Here is a 17,585-nt window from a genome sequence, read left to right as displayed (position 1 = left end):
GTGACAGTCGCGATTCTGGGAAGTGGCGCTTATATTTTTTACGAATGGTATCAGGGTGAATTGATTAGCGATCGCTGGTTGTATCTGAGTATTGGGCTATTCGCCTGGTCATTTCTCGGCTTGCTGCCCATTTTACTTCTTCGCCGTCCTGGACGAGATGAGCCTAGTCCACTCCGAAGTGAGCGAGTTCAACGGTTACAACGACCCGATGGCAGTGAAATCAATGTTGAGTTTTATGGGCCTGAACATGCGCCTCCACTGATTTTGACACATGGTTGGGGTCCCGATAGCACGGTTTGGTATTACGCGAAAAAGCAACTTGCTGAGCAGTTTCGAGTCATCGTCTGGGATCTGCCAGGGCTTGGTAAATCTAAGAAGCCCCAGAATCGAGACTACTCGTTAGAAAAGTATGCGCGTGACTTGGAAGCAGTATTAACGTTAGTTGGGGATCAGCCTGCTATCTTACTCGGGCATAGTATGGGGGCAATGATTCTGCTAACGTTTTGCCGCCTGTTCCCTGAGCAGCTAGAGCAGCGAGTCGCAGGCTTAATTCTAGTCGATGGCACTTATACAAATCCTCTCAAAACAGCTTTATTGAATCGGCTATTAGTAGCACTGCAAAAGCCTTTACTAGAACCTTTGCTTTACCTTACGATCGCACTATCTCCGGTTCTCTGGGTGATGAGTTGGTTAAGCTATTTGAACGGAACAACGCTACTCACAACTGAACTTTCTGGATTTACAGGCAGAGAAACACGGGGACAGCTTAATTTTTCTAGTTTGATCGGAATCAAAGCATCTCCGGGTGTATTGGCGCGAGGAGTGCTTGCGATGCTGAGATTTGATGAGACTAACACTTTATCGACGATCGTAGTACCGACGCTCGTTATCGTTGGTAAATCTGATATTGCGACACGCCCTTTTGCCAGCGAGCGTATGAGTACAGCCATTCCTCAAGCACAACTCAGCGTACTGTCTCCCGGAGGACATATGGTACTCATGGAGCGCAACTTACAATTTTCAGACCTGATTCGGGCATTTAGCGCATCTTGTTTAAGATTAACTACATAAGTTAAATCATTCTCTGCTCGTGTCAGAGACTATTCAGCCATGCTCAATCATGAACTCGCCTGGTTGATTCCGGCGCTTCTATCAGCCCTGTTCGCGGCATTAACTGCGATCTTCTCGAAGCTTGGCGTGGCTGAAGTCAACTCAAATCTGGCAACAGCAATTCGGACGGTGATTATTCTCGCGATCGCTTGGGGCATTGTCATCCGTGAAGGCAACTTGCAACAAGCTTTGCATATTCCTCAGAAAGCCTTAGTTTTCTTAGTGGGTTCGGGTATCGCGACCGGATTATCCTGGATTTTCTACTTTCGGGCGCTTCAGCTTGGCACGACTGGATCGGTTGTGGCGATCGACAAATCCAGTTTGGTTTGGGTGATTCTCTTCGCACATTTTTTTCTCGGAGAACCCCTGACGCTCAAAATATTTCTAGGAGTGCTGCTGATTATCGTCGGCACATTAGTTGTAGTCTTGTAGTAAATCATCTTTGATTCCTACTGGTTCAAAGACTCTCTTGATGTTAGGACAACAGGTCGCATTGCCCTAGCACGCTCTGTCGCTACACCTTGAAAAAAATAAAACAATTTAAATCTTATGATCACGCAAACAAGGACAGCAATTCCGCATCCGGTGAAAATCATCATTCTCTGGCTTGTTTTCTTGCTCGGGCTGCTCTTTCATACTGATCTTGGATTGATGCCACTTTTCCATGACCTGAGTGTTGCTGAATCTCAAGCGAAAGATATCGCAGAGGTTACACCAATTTTTTGGGCAATGTTAGGCTTTTTTGTCTTGCCCATGTTCGCGATCGTTGCGACTCTGTTTCTGGATTCAAAACGCTATCGGAAACTCCATTTTGGCTTCACCATTCTCTACACGGTATCGAATTTCTTGCATTTACTCGCAGATTTACTCGTGTCGCCAATTCTCTGGTATCAGATCTTCCTCATGCTGATTTTATTTGTGCTGGGATTACTGATCAATTTTGTATCGTTTCAATGGATGAAAGAGCAAAATCACAGCCAGCCTTGGGAAAATCGAGCCGCATAAGTGTCGTTCTCCAAAAACTGAGAACATCACATTTCAGTCATTTGGAACGTTGTCTACAACGACAACGCAACTTTGTGCCGAAAATTGTCAGTTGTCAGCTGTTCAGTTTCCCGTTCCGCTTGCCTTTTCTAAATAATCTGATCCAAGACACTCCTAATTTGTCAGGTCTGCCTGCATAAACTGCAAATTCCTAACGTGAATTTCATCACAAGCACAAAACCCTACATTCATTAGGAGCTATTGAACCATGAACTTTCGCCACTCCCTCAAAGCAATTCAAGCAATGGGTCTAATGGCAATGACCGCTGCAACCATGACAGCGACTCATATGACAACCAATGTCGCGCCCAGCACTGCCCAAACACCTCCACCGAGATTATTTCAATTCATCAATAAAGGTCTCTACGTTGCTCGCTATCAATTGAGTTACACGGTTAATGGCAGACCTGTCACTCACAAAACAGGGGATGTTGTAATCAACCGATCAGTCAGCTTTAAAGTGCCTTTCAATGCAACCGATATTCGGACTGAAGGCATTCTCTTCACGGGCTTATTTAATGAGACCAGACGAGTCTTTTTTCACCGCTTCCCTACAGTCCCTCAGAACACATGTTTTACTACTTTTGGGACAACATTGCATCCTCAGCAAAACCAAGACTGCCGCTTGTAAGCATAGCAAGTGTGCCATAAGCCGCCGTGAATTTCTGAGCCTGCACTAGATGCGACCTAAATGAAAGGAGAAACCCAATTGGGTAAGTTACTCTAGAGTATTCCTTCAGGATGGCAGCATATTCAACCCTGCTCGCTGCTCTATTCACGCTGGCATTGATCAAAAGAAGCTCTAGGCAAGTGCCCTATGCACTTGCCTAGCTTGTCACCAGAATTTAGCACCTGTTAAAGTCTGACCACTCTTAAGAAATCCAAACACCTCGCGCTACTTCCTCGAATTCCGATGTATTCTAGGCGACTCAGTTTACATCGTTCATCCTAGTATGAAATTCTCGAAACGGCGAGCCGCGAAACGCTCAATACAAAAACGTATTTCTTTGACTGCAAAAAGTCTCATGCTCAGCTTTGGCGCTGTGCTCAGCATTGCTCACACTTCGGTTGCAGAAGTTGTGAATATTACACTTTTACATCTCAATGATATTTATGAAATCACCCCGATTGAAGGAGGTAAACGAGGCGGAATGGCACGGATCGCAACATTGCGAAAACGGCTTCTTGCTAGGAATCCCCGAACGTTTACTATGCTTGCAGGTGATGCACTGAGTCCATCCGCGCTAGGCACTGCAAAAATTAATGGTAAACGTCTCGCAGGTCAGCAAATGGTTGCTGCTATGAATGCAGTTGGCTTCGACTACGCGACTCTGGGAAATCATGAATTTGACATTACGAAAGAAGAATTTTTACAACGTCTTAGTGAATCAAAATTTAAATGGTTTTCGAGCAATGTCGATAATGAGTTTGGGCAGCCTTTTCCGAATGTAGAACGCGCTCCGATCATCATTACCCAAGGCGATCGCGGTAACACAGTTCGCATTGGATTAATTGGACTAACGATTGATAGTAATCCCGCTCAATATGTCCGCTATCGTGACCCGATTGAAACTGCAAAAGCTCAAGTTGCTGCAATGCGTGGAAAAGTAGATGTAATTGTGGCTCTGACGCATCTCAGTCTTGCAGAAGATCAGCAGCTTGCGGTTGCTGTTCCCGAAATTGATCTGATTCTGGGTGGACACGAACATGAGAACATTCAGCAATGGAGATTTGTTCAGCGCCCAACTCGATCGGCTCGCTGCTTGGACCGAGGAACTCCGATTTTCAAAGCAGATGCCAATGCTCGAACCGTTTATATTCATACGCTCAGATACGACACGACGAGCCGCTGTCTGACGATCGACTCTCGACTGCAACTGATTACCGATGCGATTCCTGATGATCCGACGACAGCTAAGGTTGTGCAAGAGTGGCAGCAGAAAGGGTTCCAAGGCTTTCGCGATAGTGGATTTGATCCGGCTCAAACCATTGCGACGACCTCTGAATATTTAGATGGACTAGAAGAAAGCGTTCGCAATCGATCGACGAATTTGACTGATCTGATTGCAAAATCAATGCTTCGAGAAGTTGGAGATGCAGAACTTGCAATTTTTAACAGTGGGAGCATTCGGATTGACGATCGCATTCCACCCGGAAAAATTACCCAGTATGATGTGATTCGGATTTTGCCATTTGGTGGGAAAGTACTCTCGGTGGAAATCCCCGGAGAATTGCTGAAACGAGTGTTAGATCAAGGTCGCGCAAACCGAGGTGCAGGTGGATATTTGCAAATGGCGAATGTGCGATATGACGAAAAGTTAGGATGGTTGATTCAAGAGCGATCGCTTCAGACGAACCGAAGTTATAGAATTGCAATCAGTGAGTTTCTGATGAGTGGCAACGAACAAAATCTTGGATTTTTGTCGCTGCAAGCGCCCGGAGTGAAGCTGATCGCAGAAAAACGAGATATTCGATTTGCTGTGATTCAGGAAATGCAAGCCATGAAGTAACAGGCAACCCTCTAGAGAGTGAGGTTGCAAAAAGTAAATTAGACCACGATTGAACGAGCGCCCCGTTAGGAGTTTTTTATGAGCCAAACTGTCTCTGATCCGTTAGTTGATAAAGTTGTCGAAACGCAGTATCCGATCGAAGCTGTGATCCAAAATCGCTGGAGTCCGCTTGCGTTTTCGGATCGTCTCGTCGAGCCAGAAAAACTGAGAAGTGTGCTAGAAGCCGCACGCTGGGCAGCTTCTTCTTACAACGAGCAGCCGTGGAATTTCATTGTTGCGACAAAAGACAATCCAGCAGAATTCGATCGGCTCTTAAGCTGTTTAGCAGAAGGCAATCAAGAATGGGCGCAGAGTGCTCCTGTGCTGATGATTTCGGTTGCTAAGCTCAATTTTGAGAAGAATGGAACTCAGAACCGTCACGCCTTTCATGATGTTGGAGCAGCCGAGGCAAATTTAGCGATTCAAGCGACTGCGCTAGGACTGCATGTTCACCAAATGGCAGGCTTTGATGTTGAAAAGGCAAGAGAACTATATGGTATTCCTCAAGGTTATGAGCCTGTCGATGCAGTCGCATTAGGCTATCTCGGCGATCCTTACAGCCTGTCGGATAAATTGCAGCAAAGATTATCGGCTCCGCGATCGCGCAAACCTCTAGAATCATTTGTGTTTACAGGACGTTGGCAACAATCTTCAAATCTGCTGAGATAGCTCCAGCGGTTGACCATCTTGAAAGACGAGCAATTCACCGGGTTGTATCACTGTCCAGGTTTCATTATCTGTCAATGAAGTCGTGGCAATGACTGCAACCCGATCGCTCGATGTCGTTAGCTCTTGAAAATCAACGGTAACATCTTCATCAATCAGGTGTGCTGCGGCAAACGGAGCTTGTCGGACAATGTAGCAAAGTTTGGTTGAGCAATGAGCAAAGAAGTGTTCACCGTCAGAAAGTAAGTAGTTAAAGATGCCATGTTGAGCAATCTTCTGTGTGATCGATTGCAAGGCAGCATAGAGTTCTGCGATCGCAGGTTTTCCATCAGGAAATTGTTGCCGAATGTAGTTGAGCATCAGACAAAATGCCTGCTCGCTGTCGGTTTGTCCGACCGGACGATAAAACCCTTTGTGATCGTATTGCAGCGATGGTAAATCTCCATTATGAGCGAATACCCAATAGCGTCCCCACAATTCTCGGCGAAAAGGATGGCTATTTTCTAACCCAACGGCTCCAATTGTTGCTTTCCGAATATGCGCGATCACATTCATCGATTTGATCGGATATTGACGAATAAAGGCAGCGATCGGAGAAGAACTTGAGGGATTATCATCGAGAAAAATCCGACATCCTAAGCCTTCAAAAAAAGCGATCCCCCAGCCGTCTTTATGATCGTCTGTCTTCCCACCCCGCGCACAAAATCCTTCAAACGAGAAGCAAATATCGGTGGGCACATTACAGTTCATCCCCAATAACTGACACATGATGACTCCCTAAACTCACACACTTACATTTGAGTGTGCGATCGCTTGTTCCCGAGTTATACCATTTTGGCTTGGGGGAGACTGATTTTAGGGCGAGTTTTTGTTGCCACTTTGTATGATTGATCAAGGAAATCGCTTCTTTTGTTCTGTTTCTTCTACAAGTTGCGCGATCGCGGTAAATAACGCCCTTGCGGGTTTCCTAAGATTTGTCCTCGATCGTAAATTAGGTTCCCTCGCAAGAAGGTCTGCTTGACTCGTCCGGTTAGCTCCATCCCTTCAAACGGTGTATATCCTTGTTGTGACAGAGATTCAGCAGCATGAACTACAAAGGTTTCATTCGGATCAACCAGCACTAGGTCAGCATCATAGTCGATCGCAATATCTCCCTTTTGCGATAATCCAAATCGTTGAGCCGGATTCCAGCACAGTAACTTTGCGATTTGATTGTAGGACAGCCCCCGCTTGCTCCCTTCACTGACCACTCCAGACAGTAAGTATTCTGTTCCGCCAAAACCTGCTTTCGCAAGCCAAATGTTCTCTGGATCTTGAAGGCTGGCTTTCTTCTCCGCAGAACAGCAAGCATGATCGCTGACAATCCAATCGATCTGACCTTGAATCACCGCATTCCACAGCGCTTCAACATCCGATCGCGGTCGAATCGGAGGATTGACTTTTGCCCATTTGCCTGTCGGCGTTTCGACATCTAAGAGAAGATGACCTACTGTAACTTCTCGCTTGAAATTGATATGAGGAAAGATCGTTTGCATCATCAGTGCTGCCTCGATCGCTTTACGAGAACTCAGATGCAGCAGATTGATATTGACACAGTTCGTTTCATGAGCGAGATAAGATGCAATACAGATTGCTAACCCTTCGGAATGCGGCGGACGAGCAGCACTGTAGGCACTGAGTCCTGTAAGACTTGAATCTTGCTGAACTATCTTGGTGTAAGCATTCAGAATATCAGCGACTTCACAATGGAGACTGAGGCTAATTGCCTCATTGGGATAGCGCTCTCGGAGTTTAGACAAGCCTCGCATAATAAATTCAAAATGAGCAAAATCATAGCGCTCTTCTTTGTTGATCATTAAGAAGAGATTTTGCTGATCAGACAAACCATGCAAGCCATAGCCTCCATAGAACATGAAGATTTTGAACGACGCAACGCCATGCTGTTCAAATAGCCATTGCATTTCATCAATATGTTGAGCACTGATCGGTGCAATGTGATAGCTATAGTCAACAAAAAAGTTACCTTCTGATAGAGAAAGTACCTCTGGAAAAAAATCTTTGTACGAGCCTCCTTTGTTCAGGTAATACTGTCCGGTGCGCATGTAATTGAGGCTCGTCGTTACGCCTCCCATTGCAGCAGCTTTACTTTCTGCGATCGCATCTTGTTCAAGGGGTCGATAAATTCCAATATGCATGTGAGCATCGACTACACCCGGAAAGCCAAGCAGATTTTGAGCATCGAGGACTTCTTTGGCTTGGTCAGCACTGATTTTGGGTGAAATTTGAACGAATTTCCCGTCTTTGATCCCTAAGTCGAGACACTCAACTTCAGATTGGTTGGGGCGGACAACCCGCACCTTTTTGATCAGTTTATCCAGCAGATTCACAACGCCTCCAAAGCTCTTAGAATGAAGTGAGATTCTAGGTTGGGAGCAAAACCTATGGCACAGTTTAACGAGTATCATTTCGATCCCAAACAGTTTTCTTTCCTAAATCTTCTTCAGGAAAATTGGCAAGCGATTCGAGATGAATTTATTTCATTCAGGCAGAATGCTTCTCCCGAAGAAATAGAGCTTGCCTTCAATGTGATGGGGCCAAAAAGTAAAACAATTAAAACAAAAGGTAAGTCGAAATATAGTGCGTTTGGTGTGCTATTTCAAGGAATGTTTATTGAACAATATATTCAGGCACATCACCTTACATATCCGCAGTATGAGTTACAGAATGTCTCGGAAAAAGTACTTGAGTTAAGAGAGCACTATTTCCCGAAGCTAGCAACCGCGATCGCGCAAACGAACGCTCTGTACGAGGATGTTTTGAGAAACGTCTATTTTGGAACGTTTCTGCCGGGGTTAGATGTGAAGCTGCATGTGAACTACAATCCCCATATGAATCGGGGCTATCTCGGTTTGATTGTGCCAGAAGGCGATATTGCGATGAAAATCTGTCATGACAAGCTGTACTGGCATGAGGGCGAGTTTATGGTGCTCGATCATAGCTATCCGCACTGCCCGCATAACTATACAGACCATGAAAGAACGGTGCTAGTCGTCGATTTCTTCAAAACGGATCAACCGAGAGAAGATGTCGTTCGATTTGAGCAAGAGTTAGTCAAGCAGCGGATGGCGGAAGATCCTTATAGCTTGGGTGTTTTTGGCAAGAATGACAAAGCCAAGCCTGAAGACTTTGTTCTATATGGTCTAAGTCATCAGTTGGAATGGGACAAAGGATTGGGGGCTTAGTTCGATTTGCCATCGCTGCCGAGATACTCTCGATAGCCACAAATTTTGTCTCCGCGTACATCGAAAGAAACTGCAACGCGATTTTTGTACGGCGTTCCCCGCATCAGTCCTTGATCGCGGAACTCGAATACGACTGTCGTTTCGTTGCTAGTGACACGATCGAGGGTCAATGTTAAGCCCTGCTCGTAAACTTCAGAAACATAGTTAAAAAACTCGATCGCGCGTTCCTTCCCGACATTTAATCCCAAAAATTTCCCAAGCGGAAACCAGAACGAAAAATCATCGGTCAGCATATCGAAAAAAGCTTGCCAGTCTCCGGTCGCAAGTCCATGCTCAAAATGCGTGAATGCTTGCTGAGCAACAGCTAATGTATTGGCAGATTCTGAGGTCATACTAAAATGGCTCTAACGTTGTTCTAGAGGTTGATCATGGCAACTCGTGAAGTCATTGTCCCAAAAGGGATGGAAATGTTATACGAACGCTATCATTATTGTCCTGGTATTAAAATTGGTAACACTTTGTATATCGCTGGACAAGTTGGTCGAGATGAAAATATGCAAGTCGTAACGGAACCGGAAGCACAATTTGTTCAAACTTTTGAAAATGTCAGAAGAGTCTTAGATGCTGCGGGTGCAACGTTTGATCATGTTGTTGAAATGGTAACTTACCATGTGACGAGTCCAGAATTGTATGCTGCATCAGAGCAACAACCTTTTACAATTCCTTATCTCGCGTTGTTCATGCAGGTGAAAGATCGCTATTTTACGAATCCTTATCCCACTTGGACAGGAGTTGGAGTGACAACGCTTTCGACTCCTGGGTTAATTGTAGAAATTAAATGTACAGCCGTTCTGATGCCCTAGAATTTTACGACGACCTTGCCGCAGTTCTGACCACTGAGGAGATACTCGACGGCATCCGGTATCGCCTCAATGCCATGAAATTTTCTAGGATCAACCGCGACCTTGAGCTTACCTGTGTAAAACAGATCGAGTAAGCGATCGCGGGCTTCCTCGGCATATTCAGAAAAGTGCGGCATCAAAAATCCTCTCACTGAAGCAGATTTCCAAAATAACTTCTGATAAATTCGCGGTTGAGTCACAGATTCTAAATCATTCGCATACTCAGAAATAAAACCAACAACAACCAATCGCCCTCGAACTGCTAAATGATTCACACAGGTATCGAAAGTTTGTTGTCCAACGCAATCAAAAGCTAAATTAACTCCGTTGGGATATTCTTGTTGGAGAACGGTATCGAGCGTTTCGTTTCGATAATTGATGATGCGATCGCATCCCAAACTTTCCAACAATTTTGCTTTTACTTCAGAGCCACAAACCCCAATCACATGATTTCCAGCAAGTTTAGCAAGCTGCACCGCAATATGTCCGACACCTCCGGCTGCGGCTGTTACTAAGACAGTTTCACTGCTTTTCATCTCTCCAACTTTTTCGAGGGCAACGAGTGCTGACATTCCAGTAGGCATCAGTGTGAGAACTTCAGGAATAGCTTCGCGAATTTTGATCGCTTGGTGTGCAGAAATCACTTGGTATTCGCGATAACCTCCGCCACGAATGGTTGTTGCAACTGCGTCACCAACTTTTAAGGTATGAACGTCTTGCCCGATTTCTACAACTTCGCCAACTGCTTCAACACCGAGATCAAATGGAGGAGTGAGATTCACGTAAGGAACATTGCCTTTGCATAGTAATGTATCGAATCCAGCATTGATGCCAGCGAATTGATTGCGAATCAGAATTTCGCCAGAATTTGGAGTGGGAATGGGGAGTTCTTGAATGTCGATCGCGCTTCTAAAGTTATCACTCAACCGGGTTGCAATCAGTTTTTTGTAAGTTTTTGACATCATCGCTACTGTAGAGTTCATGGGCAGTAAAAGTAGAGCCTCACCTTCACTGCCGATTTGATCATCCGCTACCTCTCATCCTCTAGTAGGAGCGTTTCTCTGGAGAGCTTGCAGCATTACGCGGTGGCATTTTTAGAATCTCGCGAGCCTGTGTGGGTGTTGCAACTTCCCGACCTAGGATATTTGCCATCTGTGCAACCTTCTCGACTAACTCGCCGTTGTGCGGTGTTCCAAAGCGGGTGTAAGGATGATCGCCTAATCCAATGCCAACGTGACCTCCCAGTGTGATTGCCCAGGCTGCCAAATGCATTACATCCCCATTCCAACACATCACTAGCCAAGGCTCACCTGCGGGAATCGAATCGACTACCGCTTGTAAATTAGAGAGTGTTGGCAGAATGCCACTTGGCATGATTTCCCCTGTGAATACAAATTCCCAAAATGTATTCTCTGGAAGCAGTCCCATTTCTCGAAAGCAGAGTGCTGTACGAATTTGTCCTACATCCCAACAGACTGTACTCACAAAGATATCGTTTTCTTTTAGTATTTTTAGAACTTCTTGCATGTAAGCACGAGAACTAATATGTACTTGATCGTATGTTTGAAATTGCTTTGTCTGTGGGTTCCAGAAGTCTATATTCAGGGAGCCAAACTCTAAAGGAACCATATCAATTCCCAACGCTGGATTATTTTTTGCTGCTAGGATGTGCTTGACGCGATCGCTGACATGACTTTGTTTGGTAACGTAGTTCAACGTGGGATTGATAATCAGATCAGTCTTTTCTCGAATTCCTTGAATCGCTTCAAGATAAATTTCAACATCACTAATCCACGCACCACTGACTGGATCTCGCCCGTGCCAATGAAAGATTGAGGCTCCCGCTTCCCAAGCACGAACCGCTTCCCGAACGATTTCCTGTGGGCTGTGTGGGCAGTTGGGATTATCCTTACGGTAGTCCGTATCGTTGCTGCGACACTCGATGATAAGCGGTAGTTTGCTGCTCATGGTCTTCCTCCTGATTTTTCAAGACAGTCGCTATCGTTTGAGATTGCTATTCATTTAGAAACTCGACTACAACCTTAGAAATTTCTTCTGGCATCTGATTCATCATGCAAATTGTGCCGCCTTGAATCTCAACAACTTTGCCGTGGGGAATTGCTTGAGATACAAAGTAACGATCCTTTGCGAGTGCCAATCCTAAATGCTCGAATTCTTGCACATCATCAATACCCCACAAAATCATCGTTGGGCACTGAATCGATCGAAATCTTTCGGCGGCATCAATGCAATAGTTACCCACTGCCCAAACTGCATACAACGGATAGCCGAAACACTTGAGATCATCTAAGACCCAACGGTGATTTAACTGGGCTGAACCCACATAGCGACTGCGAGCAAGCCAACGTTCCATGAGATGAGAACCATCGTCTTTGATCACAAATCCTTCGTCAAATCGCCGCATTAGCTCTGCTTTTCCAGCCTCACCAAAACCTGAAATGACCCCGAAAATCTAGACCACTCCAAAAGCAACAAGGAACCGTTTAAGGAGTAGGATCAAGTGCATGTCAAATCCAGCGAAGAAATATACACCTCAATTCAAAGCCAAAGTTGTACTCGAACTGCTGCGTGGAGAAAAGACGCAAACCGAGATCAGTCGAGCGCATGGCGTACATCGCAGTGTCTTAACGCGGTGGCAAAACGAATTTGTCGAACGAGCGCCATCAGTGTTTGGCGAAGTTGGACAAGTTTCAGAAACCGAAGTGCGAATTGCGGAACTCGAACAGATGGTGGGGAAATTGACCATGCAGTTAGAGATTGCAAAAAAAGCATCGAGCATCTTAGTGACGAAACAAAGCGGCAAATCGTAGCTGAGCTTGAACCGAGCTACTCGGTACGACTGATCTGTGAAGTGCTATCGGTGAATCGAAGTAGCTTGTACTATCAGCCTGTTAAGCAAGATCTGGAAGCAGAAGCAGAACTCAAAGATGCGATTGCGGAAATTGCAGGGGAGTTTTCCAGATATGGCTATCGGAGAATTACGCAGCAATTGAAACGGCAAGGGATTGTCGTCAACCACAAGCGAGTGGCACGATTGATGAAAGAAATGGGACTCGCTGGAAAAGCTCCCAAACGGCGAGTTCGCACAACCAATAGCAACCATAGCTTTGCTCGTTATCCGAATCGGGTAGCAGGACTAAAGATCGAACGACCTGAGCAGGTTTGGGTCGGAGATATCACATACATTCGACTGGGAGAAAGCTTTGTTTATCTCGCCGTGTTGATGGATGTGTTTACTCGGTGTATTCGGGGTTGGCACTTAGGGAGAGGACTGGATCACAGCTTGACCTTGACCGCATTGAACAAAGCGCTCGAACATTACCAACCTGAGATTCATCACTCTGACCAGGGCGTGCAATATGCAGCAACGGGCTATGTCGAAGTCCTAAAGCAGCGAAACATCCAAATCAGCATGGCAGAAGTGGGAGAGCCGACGCAGAATGGCTATGCGGAGCGATTAATGCGAACTATCAAAGAGGAGGAAGTGGATTTATCCGAGTATCGCAACTTTGCGGAAGCATACATGCAGATCAAAACGTTTTTAGAGGATGTGTACATGAGAAAGAGGATACATTCATCAATTGGATATCTAACACCGATTGAATTTGAAAGTGAATGGAGGAGTAATCAGTAAAACAAACATGGAGAAGAATTAGAAATAGCAGTATACTAGCTGTGAGCTAATGCTGCTTCTATCGACAAAGGAAGTGGTCTAGTTTTGAGGGGTCATTTCAACCTGCAACATTTCCCAAAATTAGTTTGTTCACGCGATCGGGATACGCTACTGCAATTTCACCAGAAACAAATGCGCCTGTGTGATTGCCTAAAACATCCGTTTTCTCGATTCCAAGTTCGTCAAGCAGTGCGATCGCAGTTTTTGCATAGTCCGCAACGGAATATAACCGAGATGGCTTATCTGAATCACCAAATCCCATCAAATCCATTGCGATGACTTGTCTTCCCTGTTGAACGAATATCGGCATTAATTCGCGATATTCATCACTACTACGAGGATTCATATGGAGGAGTAACAGCGGCTTTCCTTCACCACCAACGCGGTAATGAATTTGACCATCTTCAGTATCGAGAAAAGCACGTTTAATTCGAGAAACCATAATTCTGATACAGTCGCTAAATAGTTGCTAAATAGTTGAGTTAAGCCGTTCTTCTTGAATCAAAGTCCGTTGATAGATTTTGTCCTGCTTGAACCAATGCCAAGTTCGCGCACGATGATTGTTACAGGGACTAATCTGAATCATTTCATAGAGGTAGAAATCTGGAACCGATTTGTAAGCAAACCACAGAATCACAGTTGAATCGTCTACTTCCCAGGCATGACCTTTAATGCGTTCTGTATCAAACCAGAGTTTTTTATCACAGTAAGCTCCTGGAAACTGATGTTCTTCTTGCTTACCATTGTCCCAAGTGTAGCGATTGATTTGATAGTACTTCGTTGGATCGTCGGTTGGAAATGAACAAGTCAAATGCGATCGATGACGATCGAGCACCTTCCCATCGCAATCGATCAAGGTATAGGTTCCAACCCAATCCCCTGCATGTCGAGCAAGTACGGGCATTTCTTCGCGAATATTTTCCATTGTGTCCTCCTATTGAAACCACCAAGGGTCAGTAACAGGTTTTGTTTTGATCAAATACGCTTTCTTGCGCATAAATCGCTTCAAAGCAGCAGAACCCATGCGCGATCCGCCCATACCAGAATAGTTAAACGCATTCTTCTCTCCTTCGTGAATCAAAGCGGTCAAGGCTGCGTCGTTAATGCTAATTGCACCTGCTTGAATGCGATCGCCTACAGATAATGCTTCTGTTTCTGACCCTGCAAATACGGCTGCACTTAGCCCATAGATGGTATCATTTGCCAATTGCACCGCTTCCTCTACAGTTGTAAAAGGCATAATCGGCATGATTGCTCCGAATGTTTCTTCAGTCATAATTTTCATGCTGTGATTCACATTCGTTAGCACTGTTGGATAGCACCACCATCCGCCTGCTAAATTTTCAACTTTTCCACCGCATTGAACGATCGCACCTTTGTCGATCGCATCTTGTAATTGATCTGAAATAATTGCGGCTTGGCGCTCGGCAATCATTGGCCCAATTTCGCCACTATTCACAGTTGGATAGGCAAGTTTGAGTTGTTTTGCTTTAGAAACGAGTTGTTCTGTAAAAGGTTCAGCGATCGATTGATCCACATAAATTCGCTCGATCGACAAACAAGACTGTCCTGTATTGACCACTGAACCCCATAAAATTGCAGAAGTTGCGAGATCTAAATCTGCGGATTTTAGAACGATCGCAGGGTCTTTTCCGCCCAATTCTAAAAAAGCAGGAATAAATTGCTTTGCTGCCGCCTCCGCAACGATTCGCCCAGTTTTCACACTCCCTGTAAAGCACACTAAATCAACCTGCTCAATTAAAGCGGCTCCCGTTTCTCCTGCTCCTTCAATGACGGTGAATATCTCGCGCAGTTTTGGAACTTCATCGAGCGTTTTCAACAAGGGTTGAATAAATCGAGGTGCAATTTCACTCGGTTTCACAATCACAGCACATCCAGCTAACAGAGCCGGAATCGTATCAATCATTGCTAGTAAAAATGGAAAATTCCACGGGCTAATCACCCCGACCAATGGATAAGGAACTGAGTCTTGTTTGAGATGAATGAATGGAATTGCAGTGGTTTTCTCGATTTCTTGTAACAATTCTGGAGCCAGCTTACACCAGCGATCGAGACTCGATAGTACAGAATCAATCTCTAGCACTGAAACACCGAATCGACCTGTATCTGCAACTAATGCGGTTAGTAAAGCTTCGCGATGAGTTTGAATCGCTTGTTTCCACTGCTGGAGTGCGCTGATTCGCTGTTCTAAACTTTCAGCCCAAGCAGGTTGAGCCATTCGCAAGCGATCGCACTCTTCAGAGAGCTTTGGAGGAGTAATCCAGTAATCGATCTCTCCTGTGCGAGGATTACGAACCGGAATGTTTGACATGGTTCAAATCACTCCCTGCTTCGCTAAACGTTCGATCGTTGCTAACTGAGTTTGAATAAAATGCTTACGCTCGATCGCGCCATTTGCCATTGTATTCTTAGGATAGAACTCTGCATTCTGATAGCTCTCCACATAAGCATCAAACCGTTGACGCGATAGTAAATTTCCCAGTCCAGGCTGCCGACGGTAGCGCCGCAAAGCCGTTAAATCGACTTCTGCAAAAGCTGCCATACTCTCACCTGCTCCGGTTTCTGCGAGTACTAAGCCCCGATAATCGACAACTTTAGAACCACCATCGACAGATGAGATGGGAATCGGACTATCTGCAATTCCGGCAGTATTTGCTGAAATCACATACATCATATTTTCTACAGCGCGGCTAATCTTTGCTGCTTCTTTCGGCGCGCGAGCTTGACCATAAATTTCGGAAGTCGGATGAAGTAACACTTCCGCCCCACGCATTGCCAAACAGCGCGACACTTCTGGAAACAAAATCTCATCTGATGCGACTGCTGCAAGATTGCCAATTTCGGTTTGAGCAACTGGAAACACACCCTCTAATCCATACTGATCAAGGTAGCGATCCCAAACATCGTGAGGAGTAGGCGCAAACAGTGAATTCAAGCGACGATAGCGCAGCACGATCGAGCCACTCGGATCTAACACAAAGCAAGTTTGAAAATATAAGCCTGGGAAATGTGGATCGACTTCGTAAGCATTTCCGGCTAAGAAAATTCGATGAGTTTGAGCGATTTTGCCTAAAGCTTCGTACTCTGCACCTGCCATTTCCAAACAAGCTTTTTCTGCCCAATCTTCCAGAGATTCGCCCAGTGGAAACCCAGTGAGGAAATATTCTGGCAAAACAATTAAGCGACATCTCGACCCAATAAATGCAAGACTTGCAGCAATTTGAGGTTCTAACCGTGCGATCGCACTTTGCATACGCGATCGCGCTTCTTGTCGATCGCGGCTTTGATTAATCGCATGACAGGTTACCTGAAGTGCTAATGCTTGATAAGCAAGCTCATGGTCAATCATCATAGTGCTGCTGCTGAGGATTGCGCGTGAATTCTAGCATCGATACAACGATTCCCACCGACTTGCGTTGTAAAACTTGAGAGAAACGCCAATATAATTCAGGCAGTGCAACATGGGGGAATCCTGACATGTCAGTTTCAACTCAGCTTCTCGATGCCAAACATTGGGTGAAAGTGCGATCGTCACTCGACCCGGCGCAATCGAATTTCTTAATCTGGACAGGTTCGATTCACTCGTTTATCCCTGGTGAAAAGCGACAGCGCTTGTTCAAAATGGTCGGAATGAGCGTGAGTCGTTGTCTTCCCACTGAGGAGAATAGTTGGAAGTTCACCTCTAGAGAATTAACGTACTACTTAGACCCACAGACAGGTGAGAAGCTCGAAACTTGGAAAAATCCCTGGACTGAGGAAGTTCTGCCCGTCATGCATGTTGCAAACAATCCGATTCAAGGACTTTTCAAAGGACAGTTTCCTGCCCAAGTCGATGATGAAACGACAACTCTATCGTTTGATATCTTTCCGGCTTATCCCAGTCCCCTTGCTGATCCAAAGTTTGCCGAGTACTTCCCCAATCCCGATTACCAGGCGGCAGAGTTGTTTAAGTTTATGATTCCGACAGATGAGCTATTTGATGACCAAGTTCTCTCGAGTTCTAAGCTCTGGCTGAGTTGGGATCGCATTGGGCCTTGGCTACCTTGGATGAAAATGGGTGATCGCGCTGGATATTTAATCTACAGTGCTACGGGTAAGAAAGTCGATGGCTTTGAGCAGTTGCCTCAGTTGCTTCAAGATGAGATTAATACGCGAATGCCACTGTATCGAGATGCTCCAGCAGATCAGCTAGATACGGAAGATATGACTTCTTGGCTTTACTTTGAGAAGCATTTTGATGCTTATCTGGCGGGGGAGACTTTTCCGATTCCGGCGGCTTAGCGGGGAGTGGGAAGTAGGGGTTCTTTTCTTGTCTTCATGAGGGTGTTTGAAACGTATCAAGAATTTCCTCGCTCCG

General features: G+C 45.3%; 21 protein-coding genes. 10 read left to right on the top strand and 11 right to left on the bottom strand.

All coding sequences use genetic code 11. The annotated features are described in order from the left end of the window. The 6 genes from ACMUEV_RS21200 (at position 1) to ACMUEV_RS21175 (ending at position 5,372) form a co-directional block, all read left to right on the top strand. Positions 1-1,071, top strand: coding sequence for an alpha/beta fold hydrolase (locus tag ACMUEV_RS21200; protein WP_415354678.1), 1,071 nt, complete (start codon positions 1-3; stop codon positions 1,069-1,071). A gap of 39 nt (positions 1,072-1,110) precedes the next feature. Continuing rightward, positions 1,111-1,542 (top strand): EamA family transporter, encoded by a 432-nt coding sequence (locus ACMUEV_RS21195; protein ID WP_190647771.1) that lies wholly within the window; start codon positions 1,111-1,113, stop codon positions 1,540-1,542. A 117-nt stretch (positions 1,543-1,659) separates the two neighbouring features. Then, positions 1,660-2,115, top strand: coding sequence for a hypothetical protein (locus ACMUEV_RS21190; RefSeq protein WP_190647773.1), 456 nt, complete (start codon positions 1,660-1,662; stop codon positions 2,113-2,115). A gap of 247 nt (positions 2,116-2,362) precedes the next feature. Next, entirely contained in the window at positions 2,363-2,785 is a 423-nt protein-coding gene (locus tag ACMUEV_RS21185) for a hypothetical protein (protein WP_190647775.1), read from the top strand. Between the two features lie 394 nt (positions 2,786-3,179). Next, the gene (locus tag ACMUEV_RS21180) at positions 3,180-4,664 is read left to right on the top strand and encodes a bifunctional metallophosphatase/5'-nucleotidase (protein ID WP_348251537.1); all 1,485 of its coding nucleotides are present in this window, start codon (positions 3,180-3,182) and stop codon (positions 4,662-4,664) included. Positions 4,665-4,742: 78 nt separating this feature from the next. Next, a complete protein-coding gene (locus ACMUEV_RS21175) occupies positions 4,743-5,372 on the top strand; it encodes a nitroreductase family protein (protein WP_017287357.1) in 630 nt (209 codons plus the stop codon). Here the strand turns inward: ACMUEV_RS21175 and ACMUEV_RS21170 are convergent. Both ACMUEV_RS21170 and ACMUEV_RS21165 read right to left on the bottom strand, forming a co-directional pair. Continuing rightward, complete coding sequence (locus ACMUEV_RS21170; RefSeq protein ID WP_190647778.1) at positions 5,355-6,137, bottom strand: class II glutamine amidotransferase; 783 nt, start codon at positions 6,135-6,137, stop codon at positions 5,355-5,357. The two genes, ACMUEV_RS21175 and ACMUEV_RS21170, sit on opposite strands and share 18 nt — an antisense overlap. 155 nt (positions 6,138-6,292) lie before the next feature. After that, on the bottom strand, positions 6,293-7,756 hold the full coding sequence (locus ACMUEV_RS21165) for an amidohydrolase family protein (protein WP_190647780.1): 1,464 nt from the start codon (positions 7,754-7,756) through the stop codon (positions 6,293-6,295). A 54-nt stretch (positions 7,757-7,810) separates the two neighbouring features. Between ACMUEV_RS21165 and ACMUEV_RS21160 the strand changes: the two genes are divergently transcribed. Next, positions 7,811-8,611, top strand: a complete 801-nt coding sequence (locus ACMUEV_RS21160; RefSeq protein WP_190647783.1) for an aspartyl/asparaginyl beta-hydroxylase domain-containing protein — start codon at positions 7,811-7,813, stop codon at positions 8,609-8,611. Here ACMUEV_RS21160 and ACMUEV_RS21155 read toward each other — a convergent pair. Beyond that, on the bottom strand, positions 8,608-9,003 hold the full coding sequence (locus ACMUEV_RS21155) for a nuclear transport factor 2 family protein (protein ID WP_017287353.1): 396 nt from the start codon (positions 9,001-9,003) through the stop codon (positions 8,608-8,610). The genes ACMUEV_RS21160 and ACMUEV_RS21155 overlap by 4 nt on opposite strands. A gap of 36 nt (positions 9,004-9,039) precedes the next feature. On the opposite strand from ACMUEV_RS21155, the gene ACMUEV_RS21150 reads away from it, so the two are divergent. Continuing rightward, positions 9,040-9,474, top strand: a complete 435-nt coding sequence (locus ACMUEV_RS21150; RefSeq protein ID WP_017287352.1) for a RidA family protein — start codon at positions 9,040-9,042, stop codon at positions 9,472-9,474. On the opposite strand, the gene ACMUEV_RS21145 is transcribed toward ACMUEV_RS21150, so the two are convergent. The 3 genes from ACMUEV_RS21145 to ACMUEV_RS21135 all read right to left on the bottom strand — a co-directional run bounded on the left by ACMUEV_RS21145 (position 9,471) and on the right by ACMUEV_RS21135 (position 11,938). Continuing rightward, the gene (locus tag ACMUEV_RS21145; protein ID WP_415354677.1) at positions 9,471-10,496 is read right to left on the bottom strand and encodes a zinc-binding dehydrogenase; all 1,026 of its coding nucleotides are present in this window, start codon (positions 10,494-10,496) and stop codon (positions 9,471-9,473) included. The two genes, ACMUEV_RS21150 and ACMUEV_RS21145, sit on opposite strands and share 4 nt — an antisense overlap. A 61-nt stretch (positions 10,497-10,557) precedes the next feature. Next, positions 10,558-11,481, bottom strand: a complete 924-nt coding sequence (locus ACMUEV_RS21140; RefSeq protein WP_190647787.1) for a 3-keto-5-aminohexanoate cleavage protein — start codon at positions 11,479-11,481, stop codon at positions 10,558-10,560. 46 nt (positions 11,482-11,527) lie between these two features. Then, entirely contained in the window at positions 11,528-11,938 is a 411-nt protein-coding gene (locus ACMUEV_RS21135; RefSeq protein ID WP_242044231.1) for an alpha/beta fold hydrolase, read from the bottom strand. Positions 11,939-12,038: 100 nt separating this feature from the next. On the opposite strand from ACMUEV_RS21135, the gene ACMUEV_RS21130 reads away from it, so the two are divergent. Next, positions 12,039-13,168 (top strand): IS3 family transposase gene (locus tag ACMUEV_RS21130; protein ID WP_268243053.1). Its coding sequence is split into 2 segments (ribosomal slippage): positions 12,039-12,321 and positions 12,321-13,168, totalling 1,131 coding nucleotides; the frame shifts between segments, so codons are not numbered across the junction. Positions 13,169-13,265: 97 nt separating this feature from the next. Here ACMUEV_RS21130 and ACMUEV_RS21125 read toward each other — a convergent pair. Genes ACMUEV_RS21125 through ACMUEV_RS21105 form a run of 5 tightly spaced genes read right to left on the bottom strand, consistent with a single transcriptional unit; the run spans position 13,266 to position 16,707 of the window. Continuing rightward, positions 13,266-13,649 carry an alpha/beta fold hydrolase gene (locus ACMUEV_RS21125; RefSeq protein ID WP_242044462.1) on the bottom strand — a complete coding sequence of 128 codons (384 nt, stop codon included), beginning with the start codon at positions 13,647-13,649 and terminating at the stop codon, positions 13,266-13,268. A gap of 27 nt (positions 13,650-13,676) precedes the next feature. After that, entirely contained in the window at positions 13,677-14,132 is a 456-nt protein-coding gene (locus ACMUEV_RS21120; RefSeq protein ID WP_190651667.1) for a DUF3598 family protein, read from the bottom strand. 9 nt (positions 14,133-14,141) lie between these two features. Then, complete coding sequence (locus tag ACMUEV_RS21115; RefSeq protein ID WP_190651665.1) at positions 14,142-15,539, bottom strand: aldehyde dehydrogenase family protein; 1,398 nt, start codon at positions 15,537-15,539, stop codon at positions 14,142-14,144. A 3-nt stretch (positions 15,540-15,542) separates the two neighbouring features. Beyond that, positions 15,543-16,580: a nitrilase-related carbon-nitrogen hydrolase gene (locus ACMUEV_RS21110; protein WP_190651663.1), complete on the bottom strand. Its 1,038-nt coding sequence runs from the start codon at positions 16,578-16,580 to the stop codon at positions 15,543-15,545. Further along, positions 16,570-16,707, bottom strand: a complete 138-nt coding sequence (locus ACMUEV_RS21105; protein WP_190651661.1) for a hypothetical protein — start codon at positions 16,705-16,707, stop codon at positions 16,570-16,572. Before ACMUEV_RS21105 ends, ACMUEV_RS21110 begins: the two co-directional genes overlap by 11 nt. Here ACMUEV_RS21105 and ACMUEV_RS21100 point away from each other — a divergent pair. Further along, a complete protein-coding gene (locus tag ACMUEV_RS21100) occupies positions 16,706-17,509 on the top strand; it encodes a DUF1838 domain-containing protein (RefSeq protein ID WP_190651659.1) in 804 nt (267 codons plus the stop codon). The genes ACMUEV_RS21105 and ACMUEV_RS21100 overlap by 2 nt on opposite strands. Positions 17,510-17,585: the final 76 nt, after the last annotated feature.

It is taken from the genome of Leptolyngbya sp. FACHB-1624 (genome assembly GCF_047649235.1).
In the GTDB taxonomy this organism is placed as follows: Bacteria; Cyanobacteriota; Cyanobacteriia; order Leptolyngbyales; family Leptolyngbyaceae; genus Leptolyngbya; species Leptolyngbya boryana.
The sequence above is the reverse complement of the archived record's forward strand: the minus strand, read 5'-3'. Positions and strand labels throughout refer to the sequence as shown.

Bases quoted from the DNA above. Each gene is read 5' to 3' on its own strand.
- ACMUEV_RS21125 (WP_242044462.1), bottom strand. From the start codon at position 13,649: ATGGTTTCTCGAATTAAACGTGCTTTTCTCGATACTGAAGATGGTCAA.
- ACMUEV_RS21140 (WP_190647787.1), bottom strand. From the start codon at position 11,481: ATGAGCAGCAAACTACCGCTTATCATCGAGTGTCGCAGCAACGATACG.
- ACMUEV_RS21150 (WP_017287352.1), top strand. From the start codon at position 9,040: ATGGCAACTCGTGAAGTCATTGTCCCAAAAGGGATGGAAATGTTATAC.
- ACMUEV_RS21195 (WP_190647771.1), top strand. From the start codon at position 1,111: ATGCTCAATCATGAACTCGCCTGGTTGATTCCGGCGCTTCTATCAGCC.
- ACMUEV_RS21185 (WP_190647775.1), top strand. From the start codon at position 2,363: ATGAACTTTCGCCACTCCCTCAAAGCAATTCAAGCAATGGGTCTAATG.
- ACMUEV_RS21170 (WP_190647778.1), bottom strand. From the start codon at position 6,137: ATGTGTCAGTTATTGGGGATGAACTGTAATGTGCCCACCGATATTTGC.
- ACMUEV_RS21155 (WP_017287353.1), bottom strand. From the start codon at position 9,003: ATGACCTCAGAATCTGCCAATACATTAGCTGTTGCTCAGCAAGCATTC.
- ACMUEV_RS21145 (WP_415354677.1), bottom strand. From the start codon at position 10,496: ATGAACTCTACAGTAGCGATGATGTCAAAAACTTACAAAAAACTGATT.
- ACMUEV_RS21135 (WP_242044231.1), bottom strand. From the start codon at position 11,938: ATGCGGCGATTTGACGAAGGATTTGTGATCAAAGACGATGGTTCTCAT.
- ACMUEV_RS21105 (WP_190651661.1), bottom strand. From the start codon at position 16,707: ATGTCAGGATTCCCCCATGTTGCACTGCCTGAATTATATTGGCGTTTC.
- ACMUEV_RS21120 (WP_190651667.1), bottom strand. From the start codon at position 14,132: ATGGAAAATATTCGCGAAGAAATGCCCGTACTTGCTCGACATGCAGGG.
- ACMUEV_RS21100 (WP_190651659.1), top strand. From the start codon at position 16,706: ATGTCAGTTTCAACTCAGCTTCTCGATGCCAAACATTGGGTGAAAGTG.
- ACMUEV_RS21180 (WP_348251537.1), top strand. From the start codon at position 3,180: ATGCTCAGCTTTGGCGCTGTGCTCAGCATTGCTCACACTTCGGTTGCA.
- ACMUEV_RS21160 (WP_190647783.1), top strand. From the start codon at position 7,811: ATGGCACAGTTTAACGAGTATCATTTCGATCCCAAACAGTTTTCTTTC.
- ACMUEV_RS21190 (WP_190647773.1), top strand. From the start codon at position 1,660: ATGATCACGCAAACAAGGACAGCAATTCCGCATCCGGTGAAAATCATC.
- ACMUEV_RS21115 (WP_190651665.1), bottom strand. From the start codon at position 15,539: ATGTCAAACATTCCGGTTCGTAATCCTCGCACAGGAGAGATCGATTAC.
- ACMUEV_RS21175 (WP_017287357.1), top strand. From the start codon at position 4,743: ATGAGCCAAACTGTCTCTGATCCGTTAGTTGATAAAGTTGTCGAAACG.
- ACMUEV_RS21110 (WP_190651663.1), bottom strand. From the start codon at position 16,580: ATGATGATTGACCATGAGCTTGCTTATCAAGCATTAGCACTTCAGGTA.